Raw genomic sequence first — 24,193 nt, 5'->3', positions numbered from 1 at the left:
AAGAAGCAGCTGCACAAATGACACAAGCGAAAAATACAGTATTTGAAACGAAAAATTTTGATTTATGGTATGGTCAGCACCATGCATTGAAAAATATTAATTTAGATATTAAAGAAAATGAAGTAACGGCCATTATTGGACCATCAGGCTGTGGTAAGTCGACATATGTCAAAACATTGAATCGTATGATTGAGCTTGTACCAATCGTTCGTACATCTGGTGAAATCAATTACCGAGGACGCAATATTTTTGGTGGCAACTATGAGGTAGAGGAATTGCGCACGAAGGTAGGGATGGTGTTCCAAAAGCCGAACCCATTCCCGAAATCAATCTATGACAACATCGCATATGGCCCACGTATTCATGGTATTAAAAATAAAAAGATATTAGATGAAATCGTGGAAAAATCATTGCGTGGCGCGGCGATTTGGGATGATGTCAAGGACCGTCTGCACCAAAATGCGTACGGCTTATCAGGTGGTCAGCAGCAGCGTATTTGTATCGCACGCTGTTTAGCGGTTGAGCCCGATGTCATTTTAATGGATGAGCCTACATCTGCGCTTGATCCGATTTCTACGCTGAAGGTAGAGGAGCTTGTTCAGGAGCTGAAAACGCAGTATTCTATCATTATCGTGACACATAATATGCAGCAAGCAGCGCGTATTTCTGACAAAACTGCCTTTTTCCTAAATGGTGAAGTGATTGAATTTGACCAAACGGATAAAATTTTCTCAACACCAGCAGATGAGCGCACAGAAGATTATATTTCTGGTCGTTTCGGATAAGGAGGAATTGATAATATGATGGCAGTACGTGAACGTTTTGAGCACGATATGAAAACAGTACAAGAGGATTTATTAGATTTATGTAATAAAAGCATTAATGCATTAGAAGTGTCGTTTAAAGCATTTTTGAACAAAGATATCGACACAGCATTATCGGTAATTGATAATGACATTCATGCGAACCGTTTAGAGGAACTGATTAATGATCGTGTCATTTTATTAATTGCCAAGCAGCAGCCTGTCGCAACAGATTTGCGTCGCTTAATGACGATTGTTAAAGCGGCTAGCGATATGGAGCGTGTTGGCGATTATGCTGTCAACATTGCGAAAGAAACGATTCGCATTGGCAAAGACGACTTTATTACAACTGTAGATATTTTACAGGAGATGTGTGGAAAAACAGTATCTATGCTGCGCCAAATTGCGGATGCCTTTATCCATGAAAATACGGCACAGGCAAAGGAAATCGCTGAGCTAGATGACCAAATTGATAGTTTATATGGTCAAGCAATTACACATTTTATGCAGCTTTCAAGCAAGCAGCCTGAAAACATCTCGCAAATTATGTATTTATCCTTCATTAGCCGCTATTTAGAGCGCTCAGCAGACCACGCAACAAACATTGCAGAGCATCTATTCTATTTAGTGAAAGGTCAGCATTACGAGTTGAATAATTAGAGACAAGCGAGCGGATTTACGCTCGCTTTTTGTGTGTCAAAAGTCCTGATTCGCCCGCAAGACAGACAAATTCGCCCGTGAGATGCTGGAGATCGCCCGCAAGACAGCTAAATTCGCTCGTAAGACACTAAATTTCGCTCACAACATTGCTCAGCCGTAAACGGTTTGCCCATGAACGACTGTTTTCACTACTTGTAAATGGGGAATTTGCTCCACATCAACTGTGAAAATATCATCGTTTAATATAGTGAAATCTGCCTCAAAACCAGCCGCAATTTGTCCGCGAATATGTGCTTTGTCGATTACTTTAGCTGGCTCGGTTGTGTAAAGTGACACCGCAGTATAGCGTGAAATACACTCAGCTGCATTGAAAACTGCGGTATGTCCAATTTGCTGACGAGTAATTGCCGCATAGATGCCATGTAACGGATTCGGGTGCTCAATCGGTGCATCTGAACCGCCTGCACAAATGATGCCACGTGTAAGCAATGATTGAATAGGGTGTGCATACTGTAAGCGTTCCTCGCCTAATCTAGCCTGTAAAATACTCATATCAGATTGAATAAACTGCGGCTGGACATCAACAATAATAGGAAGTGCTGCTAATTTTGCTAGCAAATCCTCATTGACTAAGCTGCAATGAATGATACGATCTTTTTGTCCAGCTAACGGTGGATATTGTTCAATTAAATCAACAATTGCTGCAATTGCTGCATCGCCAATAACATGCACCGCAATTGTTGCACTAGCTGCTCGAGCTTTTTGGACAAGCTTTGTCAATTCTTCCTGTGAATGAATAAATAGTCCACGATTATGAGGGTCATCCATATAAGGAGCAGATAGGGCAGCTGTGCGACCACCAAAGGCACCATCAATGAAAATTTTCATTGCTCCAAGCTCCAGCCAAGTGGATGCTGTGAAATCCATTGCACGTAAAGCATCCCATGCCTCATGATGCTGTAATAAATGCGCTTTGAAATTTTTATTTTTTACAATATATTGATAGCTTTGTAATGGAACAGAGGGGTGCCCGTAGTAGCTTAAATCCTCCGAATGTCCACCGACAATGCCCAATGAATGCAAGGAGGCAATGGACTTTTGCAGCGCATCATCGACATAGCTTTGTGTCGTTGTCGGCATTTGGTTCACGACTAAATAAAGAGCACTATCCTTTAAAATCCCTGTTAATTTACTATCTCTTTGTTCAATAACACCGCCTGCTGGATGCGGTGTTGCCTCATCGATTTTCGCATAAGCAAGTGCGAGGTGATTGACCATAATCAAATGATGACAGCTACGTTTAATAACAACATGACAGCCTAATGTATCAAGCTCCTCAATCGTTGGGAATACGAGTTGCTCATTTGTACCCTCGTTATAGCCAATCGCTACAAGCCAATCATCCTGCTGCAATGTAGCAGAGCGCTCCTGCAATGCTACCATTAATTCCTCTTTAGAGGCTATTTGACTTGCATCTAAATTCTTCAGCTTTTCTCCATAGCCAATAATATGTAAATGACTATCAACAAAGCCTGGATATAAAACATGTCCTTGCAAGTCAATCAAGCGCTCGGCTCGCGCCCGTAAATCAGCAAAATGGCCAACAGCTCCAATGATGCCGTCCTGCTCTAAAACTGCTTCAACTGTATGTCCTTCTTGCTGCATCGTGTAAATTGTGCCACCATACCATAAATTCATTGAAATCCCTCCATTTTGTGAGTGCCAGGCACACAAACAATTCTGACAGTTAAAAAAATAATAACAAAAACCATTGAATATGTATAATATTTTATGTTAACTTATATTTATATTTGGTTAACTATAGTTTGGAGGAAGTAAAATGAATGTTAAAAATTATGTGTTAGCTGCACTTGGTGCGGCGATTATTGCGGTGTTAGCGCAGGTTTCCATTCCAGTGCCACCCGTACCGTTTACAGGGCAAACATTAGCAATTGGGCTAGTAGCGACGATTTTAGGCTCACGACTTGGGACGTTGTCGGTTGGAGTTTATTTATTGATTGGCGCAGTGGGAGTGCCTGTTTTTGCAAACTTTTCAGGTGGATTTGCCAAATTAGTAGGACCGACAGGAGGCTATTTGATTGGCTTTTTACCAGCTGCGTATTTAACAGGCCTGTATTTAGAGAAAACATCATATACATATGTACAGGCAGCTGTTGCCAATATAATCGGCATGTTCGTTGCACTGATTTTCGGAACGATTTGGCTAAAAATTTCAGGTGACTTATCATGGACATCGGCGGTGGCTGGTGGTATGACACCGTTTATTCCACTTGGTTTAGTAAAGGCAGCACTGGCAACATGGCTCGGTATTTATGTACGTAACCGCTTAATGCAAGCAAAATTATTATTAGCAACAAATTAATATTTGAATTATATGAAAAATCAAGTTACAATTACAGCATAAAAGCGATCATGAAAAAATAGTAACGTATGTCTGATTTTCTAAGAGAGTTAGCGGGTGGTGCGAGCTAGCAGTCAGCATAGGTGAATGGATTTTCTAGCTGCAAGGAGGAAATGCCTTGCCGTAATTGCTAACGTTACAAGCAGTCGAGTGGGCTAAGCAATTAGTCAATGAAGGTGGTACCACGGCTCTCCGTCCTTTACAGTGCGGAGGGCCTTTTTGTGTACAAATGAGCAGAGAAGAGGAGAGCAGAGTATGAAATTTGTAACGAAAACATTGCAAGGGGATATGTATACCCCAATTGGCATTTATACAAGTCTTCAAGGGCGTAATAAAATGCTATTTGAATCAAATGCCAAATATGCCGAAAGTGGCCGTTATTCATTTATTGCCGTAGACCCAATCGGTGAATTAACAGGAGATGGGCAAGCGTCAATCTTTAATGGAGAAGTGAAAAATATAGCGGTAGCAGAGCGTTTAAAAGAGGTGCTGCCAATTCATCAAGGAAGCTATCCCTTTGCCTTCTTCGGAGGTGCTATAGGCTATTTTAGCTATGAAACAGCCTTTCATTTTGAAACGATTGGGCAGCCTGTCAACGATGCTTATCAGCTACCAGACATCCATCTTTATTTATACGATACGTTTATTGTTATGGATCATATCGAGCAAATAGTGACATTAGTGGCAGTTGATTTATTTGGAGAGCGTACAGAGATACAAATGGAGCAAGCCATCCAAGGCCTTAAACAGCAAATCGAACAACAAGTAACACAAATGACCGATACGAATGTTGATATACAGTTTTCTGCAACGATAAGCGAGGAGCAGTTCACAAAAATGGTCGAAACGGCACAGCAACATATTCAACGTGGTGACATTTTCCAAGTAGTGCTGTCGCAAACCTTTGAAGCAAGCTTTGAGGGTGATGCCTTTACACTGTATCGTAAGCTACGAGCAACGAATCCGTCACCTTATATGTTTTACATGAATTTTGACAATGCGATTGTGCTCGGTACATCGCCAGAAAGCCTAGTTAAGGTGCAGCAGGGCGTTGTGACGACGAATCCAATCGCAGGCACGAAGCCGCGCAGCGCAACAATGGAGGAGGATGAGCAATTAGCCAAAAGTCTGCTGAACGATGAAAAGGAGCTTGCTGAGCATCGAATGCTTGTCGATTTAGGACGTAATGATATCGGGCGCGTCTGTGAGGTAGGCTCGGTTCAAGTCAAACGTTATATGCAAATCGAAAAATACAAATATGTCATGCATATTGTATCAGAGGTAACAGGGCAGCTAAAAGAGGACGCACATATTGTAGACGTGCTTGCTGCTTGCTTACCCGCTGGTACCGTATCAGGCGCACCGAAAATACGTGCAATGCAAATTATTCATACGCTGGAGCAAAAAAAGCGCGGCATTTATGCAGGGGCAGTCGGCTATATTTCCGCCTCAGGCAATATGGATTTAACGCTTGCTATTCGCACGATGATTGTCAAGGAAGGCAAAGCTTATGTGCAAGCAGGGGCTGGAATTGTTTATGACTCTATTCCACGCATGGAATATGAGGAAACGCTAAATAAAGCGCGTGCATTGCTGGAGGTGCGAAAATGATTTTACTAATTGATAACTACGATTCGTTCACATATAACTTATATCATCAAATTGCAGCATTTGAGCAAGAAGTACAGGTTGTGCGCAATGACCAAATCACAGTGGATGAAATACGTGCATTACAGCCACAGGCAATTGTTATTTCACCAGGGCCAGGTATCCCGCGCGAGGCAGGCAATATCATTGACATTATTCAAGGTCTACATCGAGAACTTCCTATTTTAGGAATTTGTTTAGGGCATCAAGCAATAGGTGAAGCATTTGGTGCAAAGGTGGTGCGAGCAGCGCATATTATTCACGGGAAAACGAGCCAGCTAACACATCTGCAGCAAGGACTGCTACAAAATGTAGCATATGCTGAGGAAGTAATGCGTTACCATTCACTTGTTATCAAACATGACACGCTACCAGATGAATTTATTGTCACTGCGAATGCAGCAGATGATGGCGAAATTATGGCAATTCAGCATACACAATATCCGCTCTATGGGCTGCAATTTCATCCAGAATCTATTGGTACAAAGGCAGGTAGTGTAATGATCGAAGCGTTTCTAAAAGCAGCAAATTGCTTATAAAAAACTGATATTCTCTTGCACTATTTTGTTATAATGAAAAGAAAAAGGGGAAATATAAAATGAAAACCTATTATAAACAAATTGCTGTTGGAATTGATTTTTCAGAGCAATCATTACAGGCATTCCAGCGCGCCATCAAAGTAGCGAAGCAAAATGAGGCTGCTTTACATATTGTGAGCGTAGTGGACACGCATTCCTTTGGCTCTGTGCAAGCATATGATATGACATATGCAGAGCAAGTTAAGGGAGAGCGAGAAAAGCAAATCCAAGCCTTAAAAGAGGAGGCCATTGCCGCTGGTGTGGAAGCTGTTCATGTGGTTGTGGAGCTAGGCTCTCCAAAGGCTATTTTGTCAAATTTAAAGGAAATTGACTTAGTCATTATTAGCGCAACTGGTTTAAATCGCTTTGAAAAAATGATTATTGGCTCAAATGCAGAGCGTATCGTGCGCAACGCGAAATGCGATGTATTGGTGGTAAGAGGATAGTATAATAAAAAATCCGTATGGCGATATCGTCATACGGATTTGTTTATATTTTATGGCTCAGCAGGAATATCTTCAGATGCAGGCTTTTTAGCAGAAGCTGTTGTGAAGACATAATGGATGGCTGTTAAAGTTGTCCCTTCAGCTGCCGCTGTTGTAGATGCGAAGCTAAGCCCTAGTGGTAACACTAAGCATACTGCTAGTAAAAGACTAATTAATTTCTTTTGCATTAGTATCATCCTTTATTAGTAAATTTAGCAATAACATTTAATAATTTACCATGTAATATAAAGGAAATCAATATGGAGTTATTTAATTTAAATGGTTTATTTTTAAATTCTCAATTGCTTTTAAATAATCATATTTATTTTGTAATGTAAAAATAGCTTTTGCGTGCTCAAGGTAAGGTACCGCTGCTGTTTTATCCTCAGAGGAAAGGATTACAGAATGTGCCTCTTGGAAAAGTAGCTGTCCTAATAAATATAAAGTTTCATTTTCTACACATAATTGAATGCCCTGCTTAGCCAGTAATATAGCTTCCTCATAGCGCTCTAAATATTTAAATGTGCGCGAGGCACCAAAATAAATGCGAATTTTCACTAAATAAGATATAGATGTTTGACCTTGAAGTAATGGCAAGCATTGCTCGTAATAGGCTAATGATTTTTCGTATAGCGTCGCTTCAGCATAAATAACCGCAATACTATTTAGAATAGCAGCTGTTTGTTCGGTATTTTGCTGGTTGTCAATTTGTAAAGCATCTTCCAATGTTTGAATGGCTGCATCAAGCTCCTTATGTAAAAACCATAAGCAAATTCCTTTATGCCATAATAAAAATTGTCGGTACTCTGGTGCTAGTAGAGCCTCTTGGAGTAGCTCGTTTTGCACGATAAAGTAAGCGGATTGATAATCATGCTGGTGAATGAGCTTACGAATAATCTGTTGTGCATCGGTTGCCTTAATGGATGTGCTAGTGCTGTTCGAAATATCAAAGAAATAATTCATATCAACACCAAGCCTTTGAGCAATTGCAAACAGTGTAAGACTGGAAGGAATCATTTCCCCTTTCTCGAAATTGCTGACCATTGCCTGTGTACAAATACCTTCAGCTAAATCCTTTTGTGTAAGCCCTCTCTTTTTTCGTAATTCTTTAATTTTTTGTGAAATTCTCTGTTTCATAGTTAATTTACTCCTATCTTGTATTTTGCATAGAATTATTATACCTTATTATAATATAATTAAATAATTAATATGCATGAACATTAATTATTGGGTTTTTTTAATACAATTTATAATAAATTTTGAAATTTCCCCCACTATTAAAAAGGTTTTAATGTATATACTTTACCTACAAACAAAACACCGTATCATCAAAAATGTTTCTAATGATACGGTGCTTCTCTATAAATAGCTCGCGATTTCCTCTTCTAACTTCAATGGCTTATCCGTTGGGGCAAAGCGTTTAATAATTTGACCATTGCGGTCGACTAAAAATTTGGTGAAGTTCCATTTAACGCTTTTACCGAGTAAACCTTTCGTTTCTTCTGTCAGAAGCTTAAATAAAGGGTGTGCAGCATCGCCGTTGACAGCAACGATTTCATGCATTGGGAATGTGACACCATACGTAAGGCGGCAAGCTTCTGACGCTTCCTGTGCCGTTGTTAGCTCCTGCTTAAATTGATTGGAAGGGAAGCCTAAAATGACTAGTCCTTGCTCGGCATATTTGTCATAAAGTGCTTGAAGCTCATCAAATTGCCCTGTTAAACCACATTTTGAGGCAGTATTAACAATTAGTAATACTTTTCCTTCATAGCGGGCTAATGAATACGTTTCACCTTGATCTGTTGTTACATCAATATCGTAAATTGTCATTGGGAAAGCCTCCTTGTTACTCTACTTTTTTACCTGTTAAAGTGCGTGCCATTTGTTCCAATGTCATTGCGGAATGAAGCTCGAATTGTCCCTTTTGAATGGAACGGGAGTATTCAGGCTTGGATAAAAACAGTTCTAACTCACGCCCGTTTGCTAAAATACCTAAATCCTCTACCTTTTTTCCAATATCGTAAATAGAGATACCTTCATATATGTCCACGACGCCACTTACGACATCGCTTTCTACCTTGGATGGTTGTTCCGTATTCTCAGCAGGCTCTTCTTTCGAAATTTCTTGTTGCTCATTTGCTTGCTGGAGCTCCACTACTTGTGCATTGGCCTTTACTAGTTGCTGTTCCAGTTCTTGAATGCGTGCCTCTTGCTTTTTTGTATCGCCATTTGCTTCACCGTAGCTGAACATAGGAATATGTAGCTGCTTTCCAATAGTAAGAAGTGCACCTACTAGAAAGAGGGCGATGCCGAACGTTCTTAAAAAGGATTTCATACTGCGCCTCCTGTTGTAAGGATTTGGCGCACCTGCTCCTCAGATAATGTTGAGAGTCTGCTAATTTCTTCGATAGCGAGTCCTTGCTTATTAAGCTCTAACACCTGACTCACTAAAATGCCATTCACAGGCTGTGAAGCTCGTGGTTGCGCTGGCAGAGGTTTCTTTTTTGCAACTTGGAAATTTGGCTCCAGCATTAATTCTTCCTCTACAATTTTCAAGCGACGCTTTAATTGATTTGTTTCTTGGAAAATCGTCAGCGATAAATCCTCTACTTCCTTTTCGACTTTTTTATGCGAATCGCGTAAAAATAAAGAAAGGATAATGAAAAATATACCGACAATCATTAAAATAATTGATAATTCCATGTTGAACGCTCCAATCGAATTGATGCAATTGTCTTTTATTTTACCATATCGCAACTTAATATGAAATGATACTAGCTTTTTTTTCGGTTTATGTTATAATGGGAAAGTCGTATAAATCATGCTCAAAATTTTTATTCTTAATTAGAGTGGGAGGGTTAATAATGCGCGTAAACATTACTTTAGCTTGCACAGATTGCGGCGAACGTAACTACATTTCTAAAAAGAACAAGCGTAACAATCCAGAGCGTCTTGAACTTAAAAAATATTGCTCTCGCGAGAAGAAATACACTCTTCACCGTGAAACAAAGTAATTGCTCAATTAGCCAAAGCCCCAAGCGGTTTTGGCTTTTTACTTTAAAAAGGTGGGAACAATGATGGATAAAAAAACGATGCGTCAACAAGTGCGCAGTCAATTAGAGGCTATTTCATATGCAGATTATCGAGCACGTTCGCTTGAAATTGCCCAAAAATTAATGCAGCAACCATCTATTAAAGAAGGGAAAACGATTGCTATTACAATTTCTTCAAAGCCTGAGGTTGACACAATTGCAATTATTGAAGCGCTGTGGCAGCAAGGCAAAATCGTTGCGGTACCGAAATGTCACCCAAAAACGCGGGAAATGACATTTTACGCAATTGAAGGATTTTATCAATTAGAGACCGTTTATATGGATTTACGAGAGCCCGTTCCTGAGATGACCGAGCTTGTTGAACGAGAAGCGATTGATACGATGATTGTGCCAGGAATCGTTTTTGATCAAAAGGCTTCCGCATTGGCTATGGTGGTGGCTATTATGATCGCTACTTGACTGGTTATCAAGGGACTTTGCTGGCGCTTGCTTTTAGTGAGCAACTAGCAGAGCAGGTACCAATTGAGTCACATGATGTACCTGTGCATAGGATACTTACAGAAAAAGGCTGCATTGATTGTGTGGCGAACCGAGGGGGACGAGTGTAATGAAATCGATGCTTGATATTTATGAGCTATTAAAGCAATATGGCACATATATTTATACGACCGACCGCATTGGCGATTTGATGTTGATGGAGGACGAGCTGCGTGAGCTATATAAAGCGAATGTGCTGGCACCTCGTGACTTCCAAACTGCGTTGCTATTAATTCGTCAAGAGGCAAATCGTCTGCAAAAGGAAGAAAAAGGATGAAACCTTTTTTTGGATGCAGCGTACTAATAGATAACAATAAAAAATTATCAATATGACTGCAATATTCTGCCTATTTGCGAATACGTGATTTTTTATTGCTAAATTTTATAAAAAGCCTTAAGATAGATTTTGTTTCAATTTAGTAGAAATAGGGAAATGGATATTAGTTATGCAGTGGTGTGGCTGCAACATAAAAATTCTTAAGGTAAAAGGTTCTGAAAAAAAGAAAGGATGTTGAGGAATGAGTTCTATTAATAAATGGCCTAAACATTCAATTTTAGCTTTTGCAATACTTGCAACATGGATTAAAACAGTTATCGTATATCAAACAAGCTTTGAGATGAAAATTGAAAATGGAATGCAATATTTTATTTTATTTATTAATCCGTTAAGCTTTTTATTAATTGCTTATGGATTATCACTATTTTTCAAAAAATCGAAGGCTCGCAACCGTTATATTTTCACAGTGAGCTTAATGTTATCGATTGTTTTGTATGGAAACGTTGCGTTCTACCGTTTCTACAATGACTTTATTACGTTGCCAGTATTGTTCCAGACGAGCAACTTTGGTGATTTAGGAACATCTGCATTAGCTATTATTAATGTTTGGGATATTTTCTATTTTGTTGATGTTATTTTTATAGTAATTCTGATGAAGTTTGCACCTAAAGTGAATGAGCAATTAACAATTCGTAAAGATGTGCGTCATGCTTACTTTGTATTGGCAGCAGCGATGTTATTGTTAAATTTAGGACTTGCAGAAACAGAGCGACCACAGCTTTTAACACGTAGCTTTGACCGTGAGCTACTCGTAAAAAATATCGGTACGTATAACTATCATTTATATGATATTTATATTCAATCAAAATCTTCCGCACAACGAGCATTAGCGGATGGCAGTGAGCTTGTTGAAGTAAATAACTATGTGCGTGCAAATCAGGCAGAGCCAAACGTTGAAATGTTTGGTAAATATGCAGGGCGTAACTTAATTGTGATTTCGCTTGAATCATTGCAAAACTTTGTCATTAATAATGATATGAATGGTCAAGAAGTAACACCATTTTTGAATTCATTAACGAAAGACAAGGACACATATTACTTTAATAATTTCTATCATCAAACAGGGTTAGGGAAAACGTCTGACTCAGAGTTTATTATAGAAAACTCGCTATTTGGCTTAGGGCGAGGCGCCGTATTCTTTACACATGGAGGTAACACATATAACTCAATGGCAGAGAGCTTAGGGGAAAATGGTTACTTTACAAATGTGATGCACCCAAATAATAAGTCGTTTTGGAACCGTGATATGATCTATCAATCATTAAATATTCAAAAGTTTTATGATGTGGATTCATACGAGGTTGGCGAAGGAGAGGCTGTTAACTGGGGTATGAAGGATGTTCCATTCTTCCAACAGTCAGCACAGCTGATGACAGAAATGCCACAGCCGTTCTATTCACGCATGATTACATTAACGAACCACTATCCGTTCTATCTTGATCCAGAGGATATTATGATTGATGAGTATACATCAAATTCAGGTACGTTAAATCGTTACTTCCAAACAGTGCGTTATATGGATGAAGCAATTAAAGTGTTCTTTGAGGATTTAAAGGAAAAAGGGCTATATGATAACTCAATCATCGTGATGTATGGCGACCACTATGGTATTTCAGAAAACCATAATAAAGCGATGGCGATGTATTTAGATAAAGAGGAAATTACGCCTTATGACAATGCATTATTGCAATCAGTTCCATTATTTATCCATATTCCAGGCTCAAATGATGGGCAAGTTGTAGAGGAAGTTGCGGGACAAATTGATTTGCGCCCTACAATTTTACATTTATTAGGTGTTGATACATCGAAAGATATGCAGCTTGGTGCGGATTTATTCTCAGAAGACCATGAAGATTTTGTGATTTTCCGTGACGGTCGCTTTATTACAGATAAAGTCGTTTATGCAAGCGATGCATGCTATGATAAAGCTACTGGTGAGCAAATTGACATTGCTGCCTGTGAGCCATTAATTGAAAGTGCAGCAACAGAATTAGGTTATTCTGATGCGATTATTAACGGAGATTTATTGCGCTTCTATGATCCGAAAACAGGTAATTTAATAAAAGATACACAGAAGTAAAAGTGAAAAAAGGGCTGTTTGGATAAATTTCCAAACAGCCCTTTGTTTTTAGGCGAAATAAAAGGACAGGCTACATGAATGAGCCCGTCCTTTTATTTGCTATTAATGTTTTGGTGGGTATCCAGCGTTAAGAACAGTCATCACAACAAACCATCCGAAGATTGCTGCTGCACCTAGGTTGAAAACAACACCTAGCAGATTTTTTTCTTTAATTGCTTGGAATGTACCAACAACGGCAAAAATAGCCACTAAACCGAAAATAACCATTAATAAGTTCATTAAAAAGACACTCCTTTCGACATCAGAAAATGAATGTCGCAAACAATATTCCTCTTCTATTGTAAAACTTATTATGCCTTTTGTCGAGCGGAAAAAGTGACGTTTGTTTGAACTTCATATACAATTTAAAAGATAAAGTTGATGGAGGTTTTATAGATGAAACTAAGTGTGCGTACATATCCGCTCGGACCAATTCAAACGAATTGTTATATCGTGAGCAATCGAAGCAAGCAATGTTTAATTTTTGACCCAGGTGAAGAGGGCGAACGTTTAATTCATGAAATCAAGGCAAATCAATTAAAGCCATTAGCCATTTTTTTAACACATACGCACTTTGATCATATTGGCGCAGTCAATGCGGTGCGTGATGCCTTTAATATCCCTGTCTATGTGCATGAAAAGGAGGTAGCATGGCTAGCAGATCCGATGAAAAATGGCTCTGGCAAATATGCAGAGCTGCCTAATTACATTGTAGAGAAGCCGTTGTCAGAGCATATTATTCAAAAGGAGCAAATGTTTAATATCGAAGACTTCACATTTAAAGCGGTATTTACGCCAGGACATTCGCCAGGCAGTATTTCTTACCTTTTTGAAGAGGATGGCTTTGCGATTGTTGGTGATACGTTATTTGAGGGAAGCATCGGGCGTACAGATTTAATTGGTGGCTCCATGCCAGTGCTTTTGCAGTCGATTCACGATAAGCTGCTCACACTACCAGAGGAAACAATTATTTATCCGGGGCATGGAGATTACACGACACCAGCTGTAGAGATGGATGCTAACCCATTTTTAAATGGTTTTTAGCTCTGGATCATAATAAAAAAGCGTGGACAAATTTGTCCACGCTTGCATCTCAACTATTCATAGTGAGGTTTTAACAGAGCGATTAATGTCCTGCGCCAGGTACGTGCATAAACGTTGTGTAGTATGTGAACCCTGCGAAGAAAATCGTTAAATAAGCACCGAAAATGTACATATACATGCGCTCTGAAAGGTTTAAGAAGCCTAATAATAAGAATAATCCAGTATTACCTAAGAATAATAGCGAAACCTCATACATATCACCTAAATAGAATAAAACAGTGAAAATACCTGTCCAGAATGCCATAACTTTATACATATTGCTCATGTGTAATTCCCCTCCTTTATATACAGATACAATCTTCTCCATTACATTATAAATGATTTCAGTAAAGAAAGTAAACTGGAACTTCCACTTTCTTTGTGACAAAGAAGTGTACATTTTTCTTGCAAATAGAAAAAATTTTTCAAGAAATGCATATAGTTAATTTGTGTCAATATTTTCAAATTATACGTTTGAAAAATGACAATGTAAAGGGAAAACCTGTTGAAATTTTAAAAATCGATTTTTAAAAATAGGGCAAAAATTTATTTTGCTTAAACGGCTTTTCAGCTCCCTTTTTCCTTTCTATAATGACGCTAAGATAGATTAGTTAGTGAAAAATAGAAAGCGAGGTGTGTGGTATGGAAACAGAATCAATTGTCGTGCAGAAAAGTGAACAATTAATTAAAGAGGCATTGACCTTTGGGGCATCAGATATTCATTTATCCCCAGCTCAAGGCTGTTATAGCGTTATTTTTCGAAAGTACGGCAAAATGTACACAAAAGGCGAGCTGCCACAGGAATTAGCTACACGTATGATTACGTACTACAAATTTTTATCTGCTCTTGATATTAGTGAAAAGCGCAAGCCTCAAAGTGGCGCATTCCAAAAGGAAATCGAGCAATTCATTTATGCCTTCCGCATCTCAACATTGCCCTCAGTTTTAGCAAAAGAAAGCTTAGTGATTCGTATTCTCAAGCAAAATATGGCGGTACCGCTTGCAGAATTAAGCTATGATCCAGCTGCTGTGGGGAAAATTGAGCAGCTCGTTCAGCATAGACAGGGACTTCTATTATTCAGTGGAGCAACAGGCTCTGGTAAGTCAACGACCTTGTATTCCTTGATGCATTATTGCTGTGCAGAGCTGAAGCGCCATGTCATAACGCTGGAGGACCCTGTCGAAAAAAATTACGAGCAAATTGTACAAATTCAAATAAATGAACGGGCAGGTGTCACTTATGCAGAGGGCTTACGAGCCATTTTACGACATTCACCTGATGTCATTATGATTGGCGAAATTCGCGATGCTGAAACTGCCCAGATTGCTGTTGAGGCTGCATTAAGTGGTCATTTAGTACTTTCCACAATCCATGCTAAAAATACGGTAAATTGCCTGTATCGCTTGATGGATTTAGGAATATCGCTAGACGAATTGCGACAGGCAACAGTAGGGATTATCGCTCAAACCTTAGTTGAAACAGCCATTGATGATGAACGTAAAGCGCTATTCGAGCTGCTGTGTGATGTACAGCTATACGAGGCATTTGCTGCAATTGCTCGTAATGAGGTTTATTTACTTCCCTATAAGCACACGCTTGAACAGCAGCTATATCAATTAGAAGGACGAGCTTATGCACATATTACGCATTCATAATCGTATCGCTCAATTGATTACACATAGGAAAATTAAAGTGAAGCGCTTGCCTGAATTAATTGAGCGAATTAGCCAGCTTTTAGTAGAAGGATACACTTTTCATGATTGTATTACGATGCTCTTACCTTATCATGTGAGTGATTATCAACATTGGCAGGAGCAAATAGACAGCTGCTTTCAACAAGGACAAAGTGTGACGCAAATTTTACGCCAATTAGATGTCAAGGCAAGGTTTCTGCTAGCAATCCAGCTAGCCGAAACGACAGGACAGCTAGCTAACACGCTGCAAATCGTCGCCCAGCAGATGAGCTTTCAAGAAAAGATGAAGCTGCGCTTTACGAAAGTATTACTATATCCAATTCTTCTTTTTATCTTTATCATTGCACTATTCATTGCCTTCCGCCTCTACTTTTTACCTACCATCGAACAACTGCTACATTCAAGGGTCACAAGAACTGAAAATTCGACAATCCAATGGGCTAAATTTTTTCTTCATGTACCAGATTATTTTATTGTACTTGCTTTTTTTATAGCGGTGCTAATGATTTTTACGGCAATTTACATCCGCCGAAAAAGAATAGATTTACAATTATACATCGTTATGAAAATCCCGATATTGCGTTATTTTTGGCGTTTATTAATGACGAGACAATTCGCTCGTTCACTAGGTGATTTATTAATTAGTGGGATGTCATTACAGCAAGCGTTAACCTACTTAGAGCAGCAGAAGCTTCAACGTCAGCTCGCCTATATTGCGCAATGTATTCATAAACGCATTATTTACGGGGATAGTTTAGCACGCACGATAGTATTAATTGGCTTTTTCTTTCCACGCTTTGAACAATTTATTGATCACGGAGAGAAAAGTGGGCTACTCGGTCGTGAGCTATTAATTTATGCAGAGCTGCTTGACCAAAAAATCGAAAATATACTACAAGGTGCGATACAGCTAATTCAGCCAATCTTATTTTTAGCCATTGCCGCCTGCATTATTGCGGCCTATTTAAGTATTTTATTGCCTATGTATAAAATGCTTGATGTGATTTAAAAAAAGGAGGGATAAGCCTATGAAAAATGAAAAAGGATTTACATTAGTGGAAATGCTTGTGGTTCTGCTGATTGTTTCAGTACTTATCTTGGTTTCTATACCTAATGTTACGAAGCATTTCGCCTCTATCGACAGCAAAGGCTGTGCGGCTTATATGACGATGCTACAAGGACAAGTAGAGGCATATAAAATCGACCATATGAAAACACCAACAGTACAACAGTTATTTCAGGAAAAATATATAGAGAGTGAGGAGGCGAAATGTCCGAGCGGGGAGCTTGTGACAATTGATGCAGAAGGAAAGGTGATGCTAGCAACAGCTCGTGAAGATGAATGAATAGGAATGAGCAGGGCTATTCATTAATTGAAATGCTATTTGTATTAGCAGTTGTTGCATTGCTTAGCTTTTTTATCGTAACATTCTCCTTTCGTCAAATGCAGCTCGATATGTATGAACAAGCAATCAAGCAATTTGAGCTAGATTTACTTGAAATGCAGGCTTTAGCAATGAATAACGGAGGGACTTCTCGATGCTGGATGATACAGGGAGAAACGCTAGAATGTATTCAACGCTATGGAGAATCACTTGTTTTACGTAAAATGCCAGAAAATATGCGTGTTAATATTTATACAACAAACAAGCGTATTGAGTTTAATGGATATGGCTCAGTGATTAATTTCGGGAAAGTGGAGTTTGTTATGGGGAATAGGCGAACGATGTATTCCATTAATTTAGGAAGGGGGAGAATGCGCCTTCTTGCAGAATAGTAATGGCTTTTCACTTGTAGATACATTAGTAGGGTTAGTTATTATATTTTTTCTTGCAGGTACATTGTTACCTTTGAGCTCTCATTTACAAAGCAGCTTATACAATCAAAAGCTAGAGCTTCATGCGAGTGAGATAGCATTAAATGGTGCTCGTGCTGTTCAGCTCTATCATTTAACAAGCGGTGAAATGACAATTCAAAATGTCACATATGATTGGCATTATACAGACGGAGAAATTTGCGTTGACTTTCACAATACAAAGGAGAAACGACAAAAATGCATAGGCTTTTAAAAATGGGGAGAAATCAAGGTGGCTTTACGTTTTTAGAGGCTATATTTCAAGTTTTTGCTTTGCTGCTGTTATCGAAGCTTTTCTTGCTAATGATGCTGTCATTATCACCTCTTTATCAAAAGCATGCTGTACAGGAAATGAGGTGGGAAATGCTGATTGCGGACCTACAAACTTTCATTGTACAAGCTGATGAGGTTTTAGTTCGTAATAGAGGAACGGAAATACTTATAACAAATGGCTATAATCGCCGTATTGTGAGCAAATCGAACGAAACCATTCGCATGCAATTGAACGGTGGCAATGAAATATTGTTTATCGGTGCTGAAACATTAAATTTTAAAAGAAGCCATCAATATTTGACGCTATATGCTGAGCTCATTGATGGTACAAAGGAGGAGAGGACATTTATTGTTCCACCTGAAAAATGAACGAGGTGTGTTGTTTCCAATCGCTGTTATCTTGTTATTTCTTATCACAGGATTATGTATCACATATGCTGCTTCGTATCAATCTAAGCTAAAAGCATATAATTCGTTGGAATTCGTCAATGTTCGTGCTACGATAAATATACTAAAGAAAATTGATGAATAAATTGATTTTATTCAAGTAAAGGGCGTCTAATCTACACATAGTATGTAGTGAGGATGATAAAGGCGGTTAGCTTGGGGTGGAAGCTAGCTGTGATGTAGTTGATTTTGATGTGATAAGAAGGTGAAAGCGATGCGCAAAATTTATTTAGTAGGTTTTATGGGCTGCGGCAAAAGCGCTATAGGACGAAGGTTGAGCTTTTTTTTGAAGATGCCTTACTACGATATGGACAAAGAAATTGTAAGACAACAAGGTATGACGATACCAGAGATTTTTGAGAAACATGGCGAGGCGTATTTTCGACAATTGGAAACTGAATTTTTGGAGAACTTTCGCGATGAAGCATGTATTATTGCGACGGGTGGTGGTGTAGCTGTGAAAGCGGAAAATCGAAAAATTATGCGTCGGACGGGCTTAGTGTTTTTCCTTGATGCTACATTTGAAGATATTTATATGCGCATAAAAACAGATAAAAATCGACCAATTGTACAAAGTTCGACAAAGGAGCAATTGCACCAATTGTATTTGGAGCGCCGCAAATTTTATCGAGAGGCTGGGCATATACAAGTATTAACAGCGGGACGAACACTACGTTTAATTGTGGAATATATCGGCTTTCAGGTAAATCGTCTAAAAGGCGAATGAAAAAATATTTTTATATAAAATTGTTCGGATTTAAATATAAAATTAAAAAATGATTGCGTTTTTATCACATCTAATGTTAGGATATGGCTTAGATAGTGTCTTTTCTTTACGAGAGACATAGCGTAGTAGTTTAGATGAATGTCAAATCATCTATAAAAACATCATAACTGCGGATGATTGTGCGGGGAGAGAACGTGATGTGGCGTCGCCGAAGGAGCAAGTAGCAAAGCTATGAATCTCTCAGGCCAAAAGACTCGTACAGGACGCAACTCTGGAGAGCGTTACTTAGCAAAGTAGCCACCAAAGGGGAAAGCCTATTTTGTGATGCATGCATCAATGATAGGTGTAACTTTCAGGTGCAAGGACAGGGAATTCTGAAAAAGGGATTCGTCTGTCCTTTTTTGATGGAAATGAAGCGAGGAGGAAGAAAAATGGCAGAATTAAAACGCACACCACTTTTTGATGCATATGCACAATACGGTGGGAAAACAATCGACTTTGGTGGATGGGAGTTGCCTGTACAATTTTCATCGATTAAAGATGAGCATGATGCAGTGCGCAATCGAGCTGGTTTATTTGATGTCTCACATATGGGTGAGATTTTTGTGGAAGGTGCAGATGCGCTAGCTTATTTGCAAAAAATCTTATCGAATGATGTTTCAAAAATCGCAGTAGGCGGTGCACAGTACAGCGCAATGTGCTATGAAAATGGCGGCGTGGTAGATGACTTATTAACATATCGTTTAGCTGAAAATACTTACTTATTGTGCGTGAATGCAGCGAATATCGAAAAGGATTTAGAATGGATGCAACAAAATGCAGCAGGTGATGTAACAATCACAAATCGCTCAGATGAATTTGCGCAAATTGCTTTGCAAGGCCCATTAGCAGAAGAGGTGCTACAAGCTTTAACAGCGACAGACTTAAAAGAAATTAAATATTTCAAATTCCAAGATAATGTCGAAGTTGCTGGATATAAAGTGTTAGTATCACGCAGTGGCTACACTGGGGAAGATGGCTTTGAGCTTTACGGCACTCCAGAGGCAATCGTAGCGCTATGGCATAAAATTTTAGAATCAGAGCACGTTGTTCCAACAGGTCTTGGCGCACGTGACACGCTTCGCTTTGAAGCCTGCTTACCGCTTTACGGTCAGGAGCTATCAAAAGACATTTCACCATTAGAGGCAGGTATTGGCTTTGCAGTGAAGCTACAAAAAGAGCCGAAATTCATCGGTCAAGAAGCACTAATTGCCCAAAAAGAAGCAGGCTTAGCACGTAAATCTGTTGGTGTAGAGATGATTGGCAAAGGTATTCCTCGTCATGGTTATAAAGTGTTTAAAGATGGTGTGGAAATCGGTGAAGTGACAACAGGAACACAGTCACCATTAACGAAGCGTAACATCGGTTTAGCTTTATTAAAAACAGAATTTACTGAACTTGGAACAGAGGTTGAAATCGAAATTCGTGGTAAATTAGTGCCTGCTGTAACAGTAGCGACACCTTTTTATAAGCGATAAGTGCCAGGCACACACACAATTCTCATACAATTCAGGTAAGAGATTAAAATAATAGTTGAAAAGAGGGTTCCCATGAAACATCGTTATTTACCAATGACGGAACAGGACAAACAAGAAATGTTAGCTAAAATTGGCGTTGATTCAGTTGATGCGCTATTCGCAGACATTCCAGAAGAAGTGCGCTTCCAAGGGCTTTATAACATTAAAGAAGCAAAATCTGAAGCAGCTTTAATGAAGGAGCTTGCAGCACTTGCAGCAAAAAATAAAGATACAGCAGCAAACGTCTCATTTTTAGGCGCAGGTGTTTACAATCACTATAAGCCAGTTATCGTGGACCATGTAATTTCTCGCTCTGAGTTTTATACAGCATACACACCGTACCAACCAGAAATTTCACAAGGTGAATTACAAGCAATTTTCGAATTCCAAACGATGATTGCAGAATTAACAGGTATGGATTTAGCAAACTCATCGATGTATGATGGCGGTACATCTCTTGCAGAAGCAGGAATGCTTGCAGCAGGTCATACACGTCGCAAAAAAATTCTTGTATCAGGTGCAGTACATCCAGAATACAAGGATGTTGTGACAACATACGCATATGGTCAATCAATCGAAATCGTTACAGTGCCAACAAAAGATGGTGTAACAGATATCGAAGCATTAAAGGGGTTAGTTGATGATCAAACAGCGGCTGTGATGGTACAGTATCCAAACTTCTTTGGTCAAATTGAAGACATTCAAACAATTGGCGACATTATACATGATGCAAAAGGCTTGCTTGTTGTATCAGCGAATCCATTAGCACTTGGCGTACTAACACCGCCTGGCAAGCTTGGTGCAGATATCGCGGTAGGCGATGCCCAAGTATTCGGTATTTCTGAGGGCTTCGGTGGACCTCACTGTGGTTATTTTGCGGTAACATCAAAGTTAATGCGTAAAGTACCTGGTCGTCTTATTGGGGAAACGGTTGATGAAGAAGGTCGTCGTGGCTATGTACTAACATTACAAGCGCGTGAGCAGCATATCCGTCGTGATAAAGCGACATCAAATATTTGTTCGAACCAAGCATTGCTTGCACTTGCTGCTTCTGTAGCAATGACAGCACTTGGTAAACAAGGTATTCAAGAAATGGCGAAGCAAAATATCGTGAAAACACGCTATGCAAAAAATGCGTTTGAGGCAGCAGGCTTTGAGGTTGCTTACCAAGGTGCACACTTCAATGAAATTGTTGTGAAAACGAAAAAATCAGTGACGGAAATTAATAAAGGCTTAATTGAAAAAGGCATTATCGGTGGCTTTGATTTAGGTCGCGTATATCCAGAGCTTGAAAATCATGCGTTAATCGCTGTAACAGAGCTACGCACGAAAGAAGAAATTGACGCATTCGTTGCAGAGATGGGGGCTTACAATGCATAACGAAAACCAATCACTCATTTTTGAAATTACAAAACCAGGTCGTGTTGGCTACAACTTAGAGCCACTTGATGTACCAGAATACGATTTAGCTGATTTATTGCCAGCAGGCTATGTGCGCGAAGAGGCAGCAGAGCTACCAGAAGTATCTGAATTAGATATTATGCGCCATTACACAGCGCTTTCTCGACGCAATCATGGTGTGGATTCAGGCTTCTATCCACTTGGCTCATGTACGATGAAGTACAATCCAAAAATTAACGAAGCAGTAGCACGTTTCAGTGGCTTTGCAAATGTTCACCCATTACAAGATGAATCGACAGTACAAGGTGCAATGGAGCTATTATACGATTTACAAACTTCATTAGAAGAAATTACAGGTATGGATGAAGTAACATTACAGCCAGCAGCAGGCGCACATGGCGAATGGACAGCATTAATGATGATTCGTGCATTCCATGAGGCAAATGGGGAAGGGCATCGTAATAAAGTGATTGTACCAGACTCAGCGCACGGTACAAATCCAGCATCTGCAACAGTTGCAGGCTTTGAAACAATTACAATTAAATCAGGTGAAGACGGCTTAGTTGACTTAGACGATTTACGTCGTGTTGTAGGTTCTGATACAGCAGCATTAATGTTAACGAACCCAAATACGCTTGGTTTATTTGAAGAAAACATCATCGAAATGGCGAAAATCATCCATGAAGTAGGCGGCAAAGTTTACTATGATGGTGCAAACTTGAACGCGGTTATGTCAAAAGCACGTCCTGGCGATATGGGCTTTGACTGCGTACACTTAAACTTACACAAAACATTCACAGGTCCACACGGTGGCGGTGGTCCAGGCTCAGGTCCAGTTGGTGTAAAAGCGGATTTAATTCCATTCTTACCAAAGCCAGTCCTTGTGAAAAAAGAAGATGGTACATTCCACTTCGATTACAACCGTCCACAATCTATCGGTCGCGTGAAGCCATACTATGGTAACTTTGGTATTAACGTACGTGCTTACACATATATTCGCACAATGGGTCCAGATGGCTTAAAGGCTGTAACAGAATATGCAGTATTGAACGCAAACTATATGATGCGTCGTTTAGAAGAGCATTTCGATTTACCGTACGACCGTCATTGCAAGCACGAATTCGTATTATCTGGTCGCCGCCAAAAGAAATTAGGCGTGCGTACATTAGATATCGCAAAACGTCTGCTTGACTTTGGCTATCACCCACCAACAGTTTACTTCCCATTAAACGTTGAGGAAGGGATTATGATTGAGCCAACGGAAACAGAATCGAAGGAAACATTGGATGCATTCTGTGACGCAATGATTCAAATTGCGAAGGAAGCGGAAGAAAATCCTTCAATCGTTCAAGAAGCGCCACATACGACTGTTATTTCACGCTTAGATGAAGCGCGTGCAGCTCGTACACCAGTACTTCGCTATACAAAATAATAATCAAAGGCTGCTCGAATTTTTTCGGGCAGCTATTTTTGTGGGAAAACGCAGATAAATATGTGAGAAGCGCAGATATTAGCTTAAAATTCGCAGATATCTCCATGAATTTCGCAGATAATAAAGCAAAAAGCGCAGATAACTTCTGAAAATATAAATAGCCATCTGGAAAATTGCTTTCCAGATGGCTATGTTTTATGCTTTTGATTTGATTTTACCTGTCCACGTGCGGAAGCCACCTTGGAGCTGATAAATTTGGTTGTAGCCACGCTTTTTCAGCGTAAGTGCTGCACGAGCGCTACGACCTGTGTTTTGACAGTATAAATATACTGGTAAGTCTGGACGAATTTCTTTGTAGCGTGCGTTCAACTGTGTCGATGGAATGTTGCGTGCGCCTAAAATATGTCCAGCGTCAAATTCCTTTGTTTCGCGCAAGTCGATTAGCTGCGCTTTGCGATAGCCTTGAATAAATTCGTCTTGTGTTAAATTTGTCACGGCCTTTTTTAAACGCATTGAGCTAATAAAAATGTAGATGCCGACAACAGCAATCACAATAAGAAGTGCAATAAGAAATTTCACTGCTAGTAAACCCCTTTCTATTTCTAAAATCTATTATAAAAGATAATAGAGTAAATGTACAGAATACGTTGATGTGACAAGTGTTTTCTAATTATCAGTAGAGAAAAAACCTCACTGTTCGTTAATTGAAAAATGTCACTTGCTTTTATGCAAATGGCATTTTTTTATTTTAAGGCAATGAAAAATTGTACAGTAAAAAATTTTTAGCTTGCATTTTATTTTGTAATAGCATATATTTTTCCTTAAGGAAACATATTAGCGTTTTAGAAAGAGAGTGTCCTGTATGAAAAATAAAGGTTTAACAATTTTGTTATGTATTCTTTGGTTTACCTTGTTATTTACATGGTTTATCACAAAGTCAGTAACAATTGCGCTGTTATTTTTTGTTATATGGATTAGCTTGCGCTATATGCTTCATAAAAATTTAACTTAATTCAGTACTAATCTTTTATTAGGGAGTCCTAACGCTTTGCTGTTTTAAGCTAAACCTTCACGTAAGTAAAA

At 39.2% G+C, this 24,193-nt stretch carries 30 protein-coding genes, 1 pseudogene, 1 riboswitch and 1 other annotated feature; of the genes and pseudogenes, 22 read left to right on the top strand and 9 right to left on the bottom strand.

All coding sequences use genetic code 11. The annotated features are described in order from the left end of the window. Positions 1 to 17 precede the first annotated feature (17 nt). Together pstB and phoU are read left to right on the top strand one after the other, a co-directional pair. Positions 18 to 785 carry a phosphate ABC transporter ATP-binding protein PstB gene (gene pstB / locus R6U77_RS16565; protein ID WP_293920344.1) on the top strand — a complete coding sequence of 256 codons (768 nt, stop codon included), beginning with the start codon at positions 18 to 20 and terminating at the stop codon, positions 783 to 785. A gap of 18 nt (positions 786 to 803) precedes the next feature. Then, a complete protein-coding gene (gene phoU, locus R6U77_RS16560) occupies positions 804 to 1,463 on the top strand; it encodes a phosphate signaling complex protein PhoU (protein WP_293920342.1) in 660 nt (219 codons plus the stop codon). A gap of 150 nt (positions 1,464 to 1,613) precedes the next feature. Here the strand turns inward: phoU and R6U77_RS16555 are convergent, their stop codons facing one another. Further along, on the bottom strand, positions 1,614 to 3,161 hold the full coding sequence (locus R6U77_RS16555; protein ID WP_319836500.1) for an amidohydrolase: 1,548 nt from the start codon (positions 3,159 to 3,161) through the stop codon (positions 1,614 to 1,616). A gap of 142 nt (positions 3,162 to 3,303) precedes the next feature. Here R6U77_RS16555 and R6U77_RS16550 point away from each other — a divergent pair, with 142 nt between their 5' ends. The 4 genes from R6U77_RS16550 to R6U77_RS16535 all read left to right on the top strand — a co-directional run bounded on the left by R6U77_RS16550 (position 3,304) and on the right by R6U77_RS16535 (position 6,556). Further along, the gene (locus tag R6U77_RS16550; protein WP_319836499.1) at positions 3,304 to 3,846 is read left to right on the top strand and encodes a biotin transporter BioY; all 543 of its coding nucleotides are present in this window, start codon (positions 3,304 to 3,306) and stop codon (positions 3,844 to 3,846) included. A 38-nt stretch (positions 3,847 to 3,884) separates the two neighbouring features. Continuing rightward, positions 3,885 to 4,088 (top strand) — a binding site (T-box leader). Between the two features lie 52 nt (positions 4,089 to 4,140). Beyond that, on the top strand, positions 4,141 to 5,496 hold the full coding sequence (trpE, locus tag R6U77_RS16545) for an anthranilate synthase component I (RefSeq protein ID WP_319836498.1): 1,356 nt from the start codon (positions 4,141 to 4,143) through the stop codon (positions 5,494 to 5,496). Next, positions 5,493 to 6,071, top strand: coding sequence for an anthranilate synthase component II (locus tag R6U77_RS16540; RefSeq protein ID WP_319836497.1), 579 nt, complete (start codon positions 5,493 to 5,495; stop codon positions 6,069 to 6,071). The genes trpE and R6U77_RS16540 overlap by 4 nt, the downstream gene beginning before the upstream one ends. 59 nt (positions 6,072 to 6,130) lie before the next feature. Continuing rightward, positions 6,131 to 6,556 carry a universal stress protein gene (locus R6U77_RS16535; protein ID WP_293920178.1) on the top strand — a complete coding sequence of 142 codons (426 nt, stop codon included), beginning with the start codon at positions 6,131 to 6,133 and terminating at the stop codon, positions 6,554 to 6,556. 50 nt (positions 6,557 to 6,606) lie between these two features. Here the strand turns inward: R6U77_RS16535 and R6U77_RS16530 are convergent, their stop codons facing one another. The 5 genes from R6U77_RS16530 to R6U77_RS16510 form a co-directional block, all read right to left on the bottom strand. Then, positions 6,607 to 6,783: a hypothetical protein gene (locus R6U77_RS16530; RefSeq protein WP_319836496.1), complete on the bottom strand. Its 177-nt coding sequence runs from the start codon at positions 6,781 to 6,783 to the stop codon at positions 6,607 to 6,609. An 82-nt stretch (positions 6,784 to 6,865) separates the two neighbouring features. Next, positions 6,866 to 7,732, bottom strand: coding sequence for a helix-turn-helix domain-containing protein (locus R6U77_RS16525; RefSeq protein ID WP_319836495.1), 867 nt, complete (start codon positions 7,730 to 7,732; stop codon positions 6,866 to 6,868). Between the two features lie 222 nt (positions 7,733 to 7,954). Further along, a complete protein-coding gene (locus R6U77_RS16520) occupies positions 7,955 to 8,425 on the bottom strand; it encodes a glutathione peroxidase (protein WP_319836494.1) in 471 nt (156 codons plus the stop codon). A gap of 16 nt (positions 8,426 to 8,441) precedes the next feature. Beyond that, entirely contained in the window at positions 8,442 to 8,930 is a 489-nt protein-coding gene (locus tag R6U77_RS16515) for a hypothetical protein (RefSeq protein ID WP_319836493.1), read from the bottom strand. Continuing rightward, positions 8,927 to 9,298 carry a hypothetical protein gene (locus R6U77_RS16510; RefSeq protein ID WP_319836492.1) on the bottom strand — a complete coding sequence of 124 codons (372 nt, stop codon included), beginning with the start codon at positions 9,296 to 9,298 and terminating at the stop codon, positions 8,927 to 8,929. The genes R6U77_RS16515 and R6U77_RS16510 overlap by 4 nt, the downstream gene beginning before the upstream one ends. 161 nt (positions 9,299 to 9,459) lie before the next feature. On the opposite strand from R6U77_RS16510, the gene rpmG reads away from it, so the two are divergent. The 4 genes and pseudogenes from rpmG to R6U77_RS16485 all read left to right on the top strand — a co-directional run bounded on the left by rpmG (position 9,460) and on the right by R6U77_RS16485 (position 12,602). Next, positions 9,460 to 9,609, top strand: coding sequence for a 50S ribosomal protein L33 (rpmG, locus tag R6U77_RS16505; protein ID WP_008408521.1), 150 nt, complete (start codon positions 9,460 to 9,462; stop codon positions 9,607 to 9,609). A gap of 60 nt (positions 9,610 to 9,669) precedes the next feature. After that, positions 9,670 to 10,256, top strand: a pseudogene (locus R6U77_RS16500) (5-formyltetrahydrofolate cyclo-ligase). After that, a complete protein-coding gene (locus R6U77_RS16490; protein ID WP_293920111.1) occupies positions 10,256 to 10,462 on the top strand; it encodes a YqgQ family protein in 207 nt (68 codons plus the stop codon). Before R6U77_RS16500 ends, R6U77_RS16490 begins: the two are co-directional and overlap by 1 nt. Positions 10,463 to 10,703: 241 nt before the next feature. Beyond that, positions 10,704 to 12,602 (top strand): LTA synthase family protein, encoded by a 1,899-nt coding sequence (locus R6U77_RS16485; RefSeq protein ID WP_293920109.1) that lies wholly within the window; start codon positions 10,704 to 10,706, stop codon positions 12,600 to 12,602. Between the two features lie 102 nt (positions 12,603 to 12,704). On the opposite strand, the gene R6U77_RS16480 is transcribed toward R6U77_RS16485, so the two are convergent. After that, positions 12,705 to 12,881 (bottom strand): DUF2759 domain-containing protein, encoded by a 177-nt coding sequence (locus R6U77_RS16480; protein WP_293920107.1) that lies wholly within the window; start codon positions 12,879 to 12,881, stop codon positions 12,705 to 12,707. Positions 12,882 to 13,037: 156 nt separating this feature from the next. Here R6U77_RS16480 and R6U77_RS16475 point away from each other — a divergent pair, with 156 nt between their 5' ends. Continuing rightward, complete coding sequence (locus R6U77_RS16475) at positions 13,038 to 13,685, top strand: MBL fold metallo-hydrolase (protein WP_319836489.1); 648 nt, start codon at positions 13,038 to 13,040, stop codon at positions 13,683 to 13,685. Positions 13,686 to 13,767: 82 nt separating this feature from the next. Here the strand turns inward: R6U77_RS16475 and R6U77_RS16470 are convergent, their stop codons facing one another. Further along, positions 13,768 to 14,010 (bottom strand): DUF2626 family protein, encoded by a 243-nt coding sequence (locus R6U77_RS16470; protein WP_293920104.1) that lies wholly within the window; start codon positions 14,008 to 14,010, stop codon positions 13,768 to 13,770. A 356-nt stretch (positions 14,011 to 14,366) separates the two neighbouring features. On the opposite strand from R6U77_RS16470, the gene comGA reads away from it, so the two are divergent. The 10 genes from comGA (at position 14,367) to gcvPB (ending at position 23,110) form a co-directional block, all read left to right on the top strand. Beyond that, positions 14,367 to 15,380 (top strand): competence type IV pilus ATPase ComGA, encoded by a 1,014-nt coding sequence (comGA, locus tag R6U77_RS16465; protein ID WP_319836488.1) that lies wholly within the window; start codon positions 14,367 to 14,369, stop codon positions 15,378 to 15,380. Continuing rightward, on the top strand, positions 15,358 to 16,428 hold the full coding sequence (gene comGB / locus R6U77_RS16460; RefSeq protein ID WP_319836487.1) for a competence type IV pilus assembly protein ComGB: 1,071 nt from the start codon (positions 15,358 to 15,360) through the stop codon (positions 16,426 to 16,428). Before comGA ends, comGB begins: the two co-directional genes overlap by 23 nt. A 19-nt stretch (positions 16,429 to 16,447) precedes the next feature. Next, a complete protein-coding gene (gene comGC, locus R6U77_RS16455) occupies positions 16,448 to 16,765 on the top strand; it encodes a competence type IV pilus major pilin ComGC (RefSeq protein ID WP_319836486.1) in 318 nt (105 codons plus the stop codon). Then, positions 16,762 to 17,196: a type II secretion system protein gene (locus R6U77_RS16450; RefSeq protein ID WP_293920099.1), complete on the top strand. Its 435-nt coding sequence runs from the start codon at positions 16,762 to 16,764 to the stop codon at positions 17,194 to 17,196. Before comGC ends, R6U77_RS16450 begins: the two co-directional genes overlap by 4 nt. Then, on the top strand, positions 17,186 to 17,488 hold the full coding sequence (locus R6U77_RS16445) for a type II secretion system protein (protein ID WP_319836485.1): 303 nt from the start codon (positions 17,186 to 17,188) through the stop codon (positions 17,486 to 17,488). The genes R6U77_RS16450 and R6U77_RS16445 overlap by 11 nt, the downstream gene beginning before the upstream one ends. Continuing rightward, positions 17,473 to 17,916, top strand: coding sequence for a hypothetical protein (locus R6U77_RS16440; RefSeq protein ID WP_319836484.1), 444 nt, complete (start codon positions 17,473 to 17,475; stop codon positions 17,914 to 17,916). The genes R6U77_RS16445 and R6U77_RS16440 overlap by 16 nt, the downstream gene beginning before the upstream one ends. A gap of 292 nt (positions 17,917 to 18,208) precedes the next feature. Further along, a complete protein-coding gene (locus tag R6U77_RS16435; protein WP_293920096.1) occupies positions 18,209 to 18,721 on the top strand; it encodes a shikimate kinase in 513 nt (170 codons plus the stop codon). Positions 18,722 to 18,894: 173 nt separating this feature from the next. Next, positions 18,895 to 18,987, top strand: a riboswitch (glycine riboswitch). A gap of 165 nt (positions 18,988 to 19,152) precedes the next feature. After that, positions 19,153 to 20,238 (top strand): glycine cleavage system aminomethyltransferase GcvT, encoded by a 1,086-nt coding sequence (gcvT, locus tag R6U77_RS16430; RefSeq protein ID WP_319836483.1) that lies wholly within the window; start codon positions 19,153 to 19,155, stop codon positions 20,236 to 20,238. A gap of 72 nt (positions 20,239 to 20,310) precedes the next feature. Continuing rightward, complete coding sequence (gcvPA, locus tag R6U77_RS16425) at positions 20,311 to 21,657, top strand: aminomethyl-transferring glycine dehydrogenase subunit GcvPA (RefSeq protein ID WP_319836482.1); 1,347 nt, start codon at positions 20,311 to 20,313, stop codon at positions 21,655 to 21,657. After that, entirely contained in the window at positions 21,650 to 23,110 is a 1,461-nt protein-coding gene (gene gcvPB / locus R6U77_RS16420) for an aminomethyl-transferring glycine dehydrogenase subunit GcvPB (RefSeq protein ID WP_293920093.1), read from the top strand. The genes gcvPA and gcvPB overlap by 8 nt, the downstream gene beginning before the upstream one ends. A gap of 195 nt (positions 23,111 to 23,305) precedes the next feature. On the opposite strand, the gene R6U77_RS16415 is transcribed toward gcvPB, so the two are convergent. After that, complete coding sequence (locus R6U77_RS16415) at positions 23,306 to 23,689, bottom strand: rhodanese-like domain-containing protein (protein WP_293920092.1); 384 nt, start codon at positions 23,687 to 23,689, stop codon at positions 23,306 to 23,308. 283 nt (positions 23,690 to 23,972) lie between these two features. On the opposite strand from R6U77_RS16415, the gene R6U77_RS16410 reads away from it, so the two are divergent. Further along, complete coding sequence (locus R6U77_RS16410) at positions 23,973 to 24,122, top strand: hypothetical protein (protein ID WP_319836481.1); 150 nt, start codon at positions 23,973 to 23,975, stop codon at positions 24,120 to 24,122. The last annotated feature ends 71 nt before the right edge of the window (positions 24,123 to 24,193 follow it).

It is taken from the genome of Lysinibacillus louembei (assembly GCF_033880585.1).
Lineage (GTDB): Bacteria > Bacillota > Bacilli > Bacillales_A > Planococcaceae > Metasolibacillus > Metasolibacillus louembei.
The sequence above is the reverse complement of the archived record's forward strand: the minus strand, read 5'-3'. Positions and strand labels throughout refer to the sequence as shown.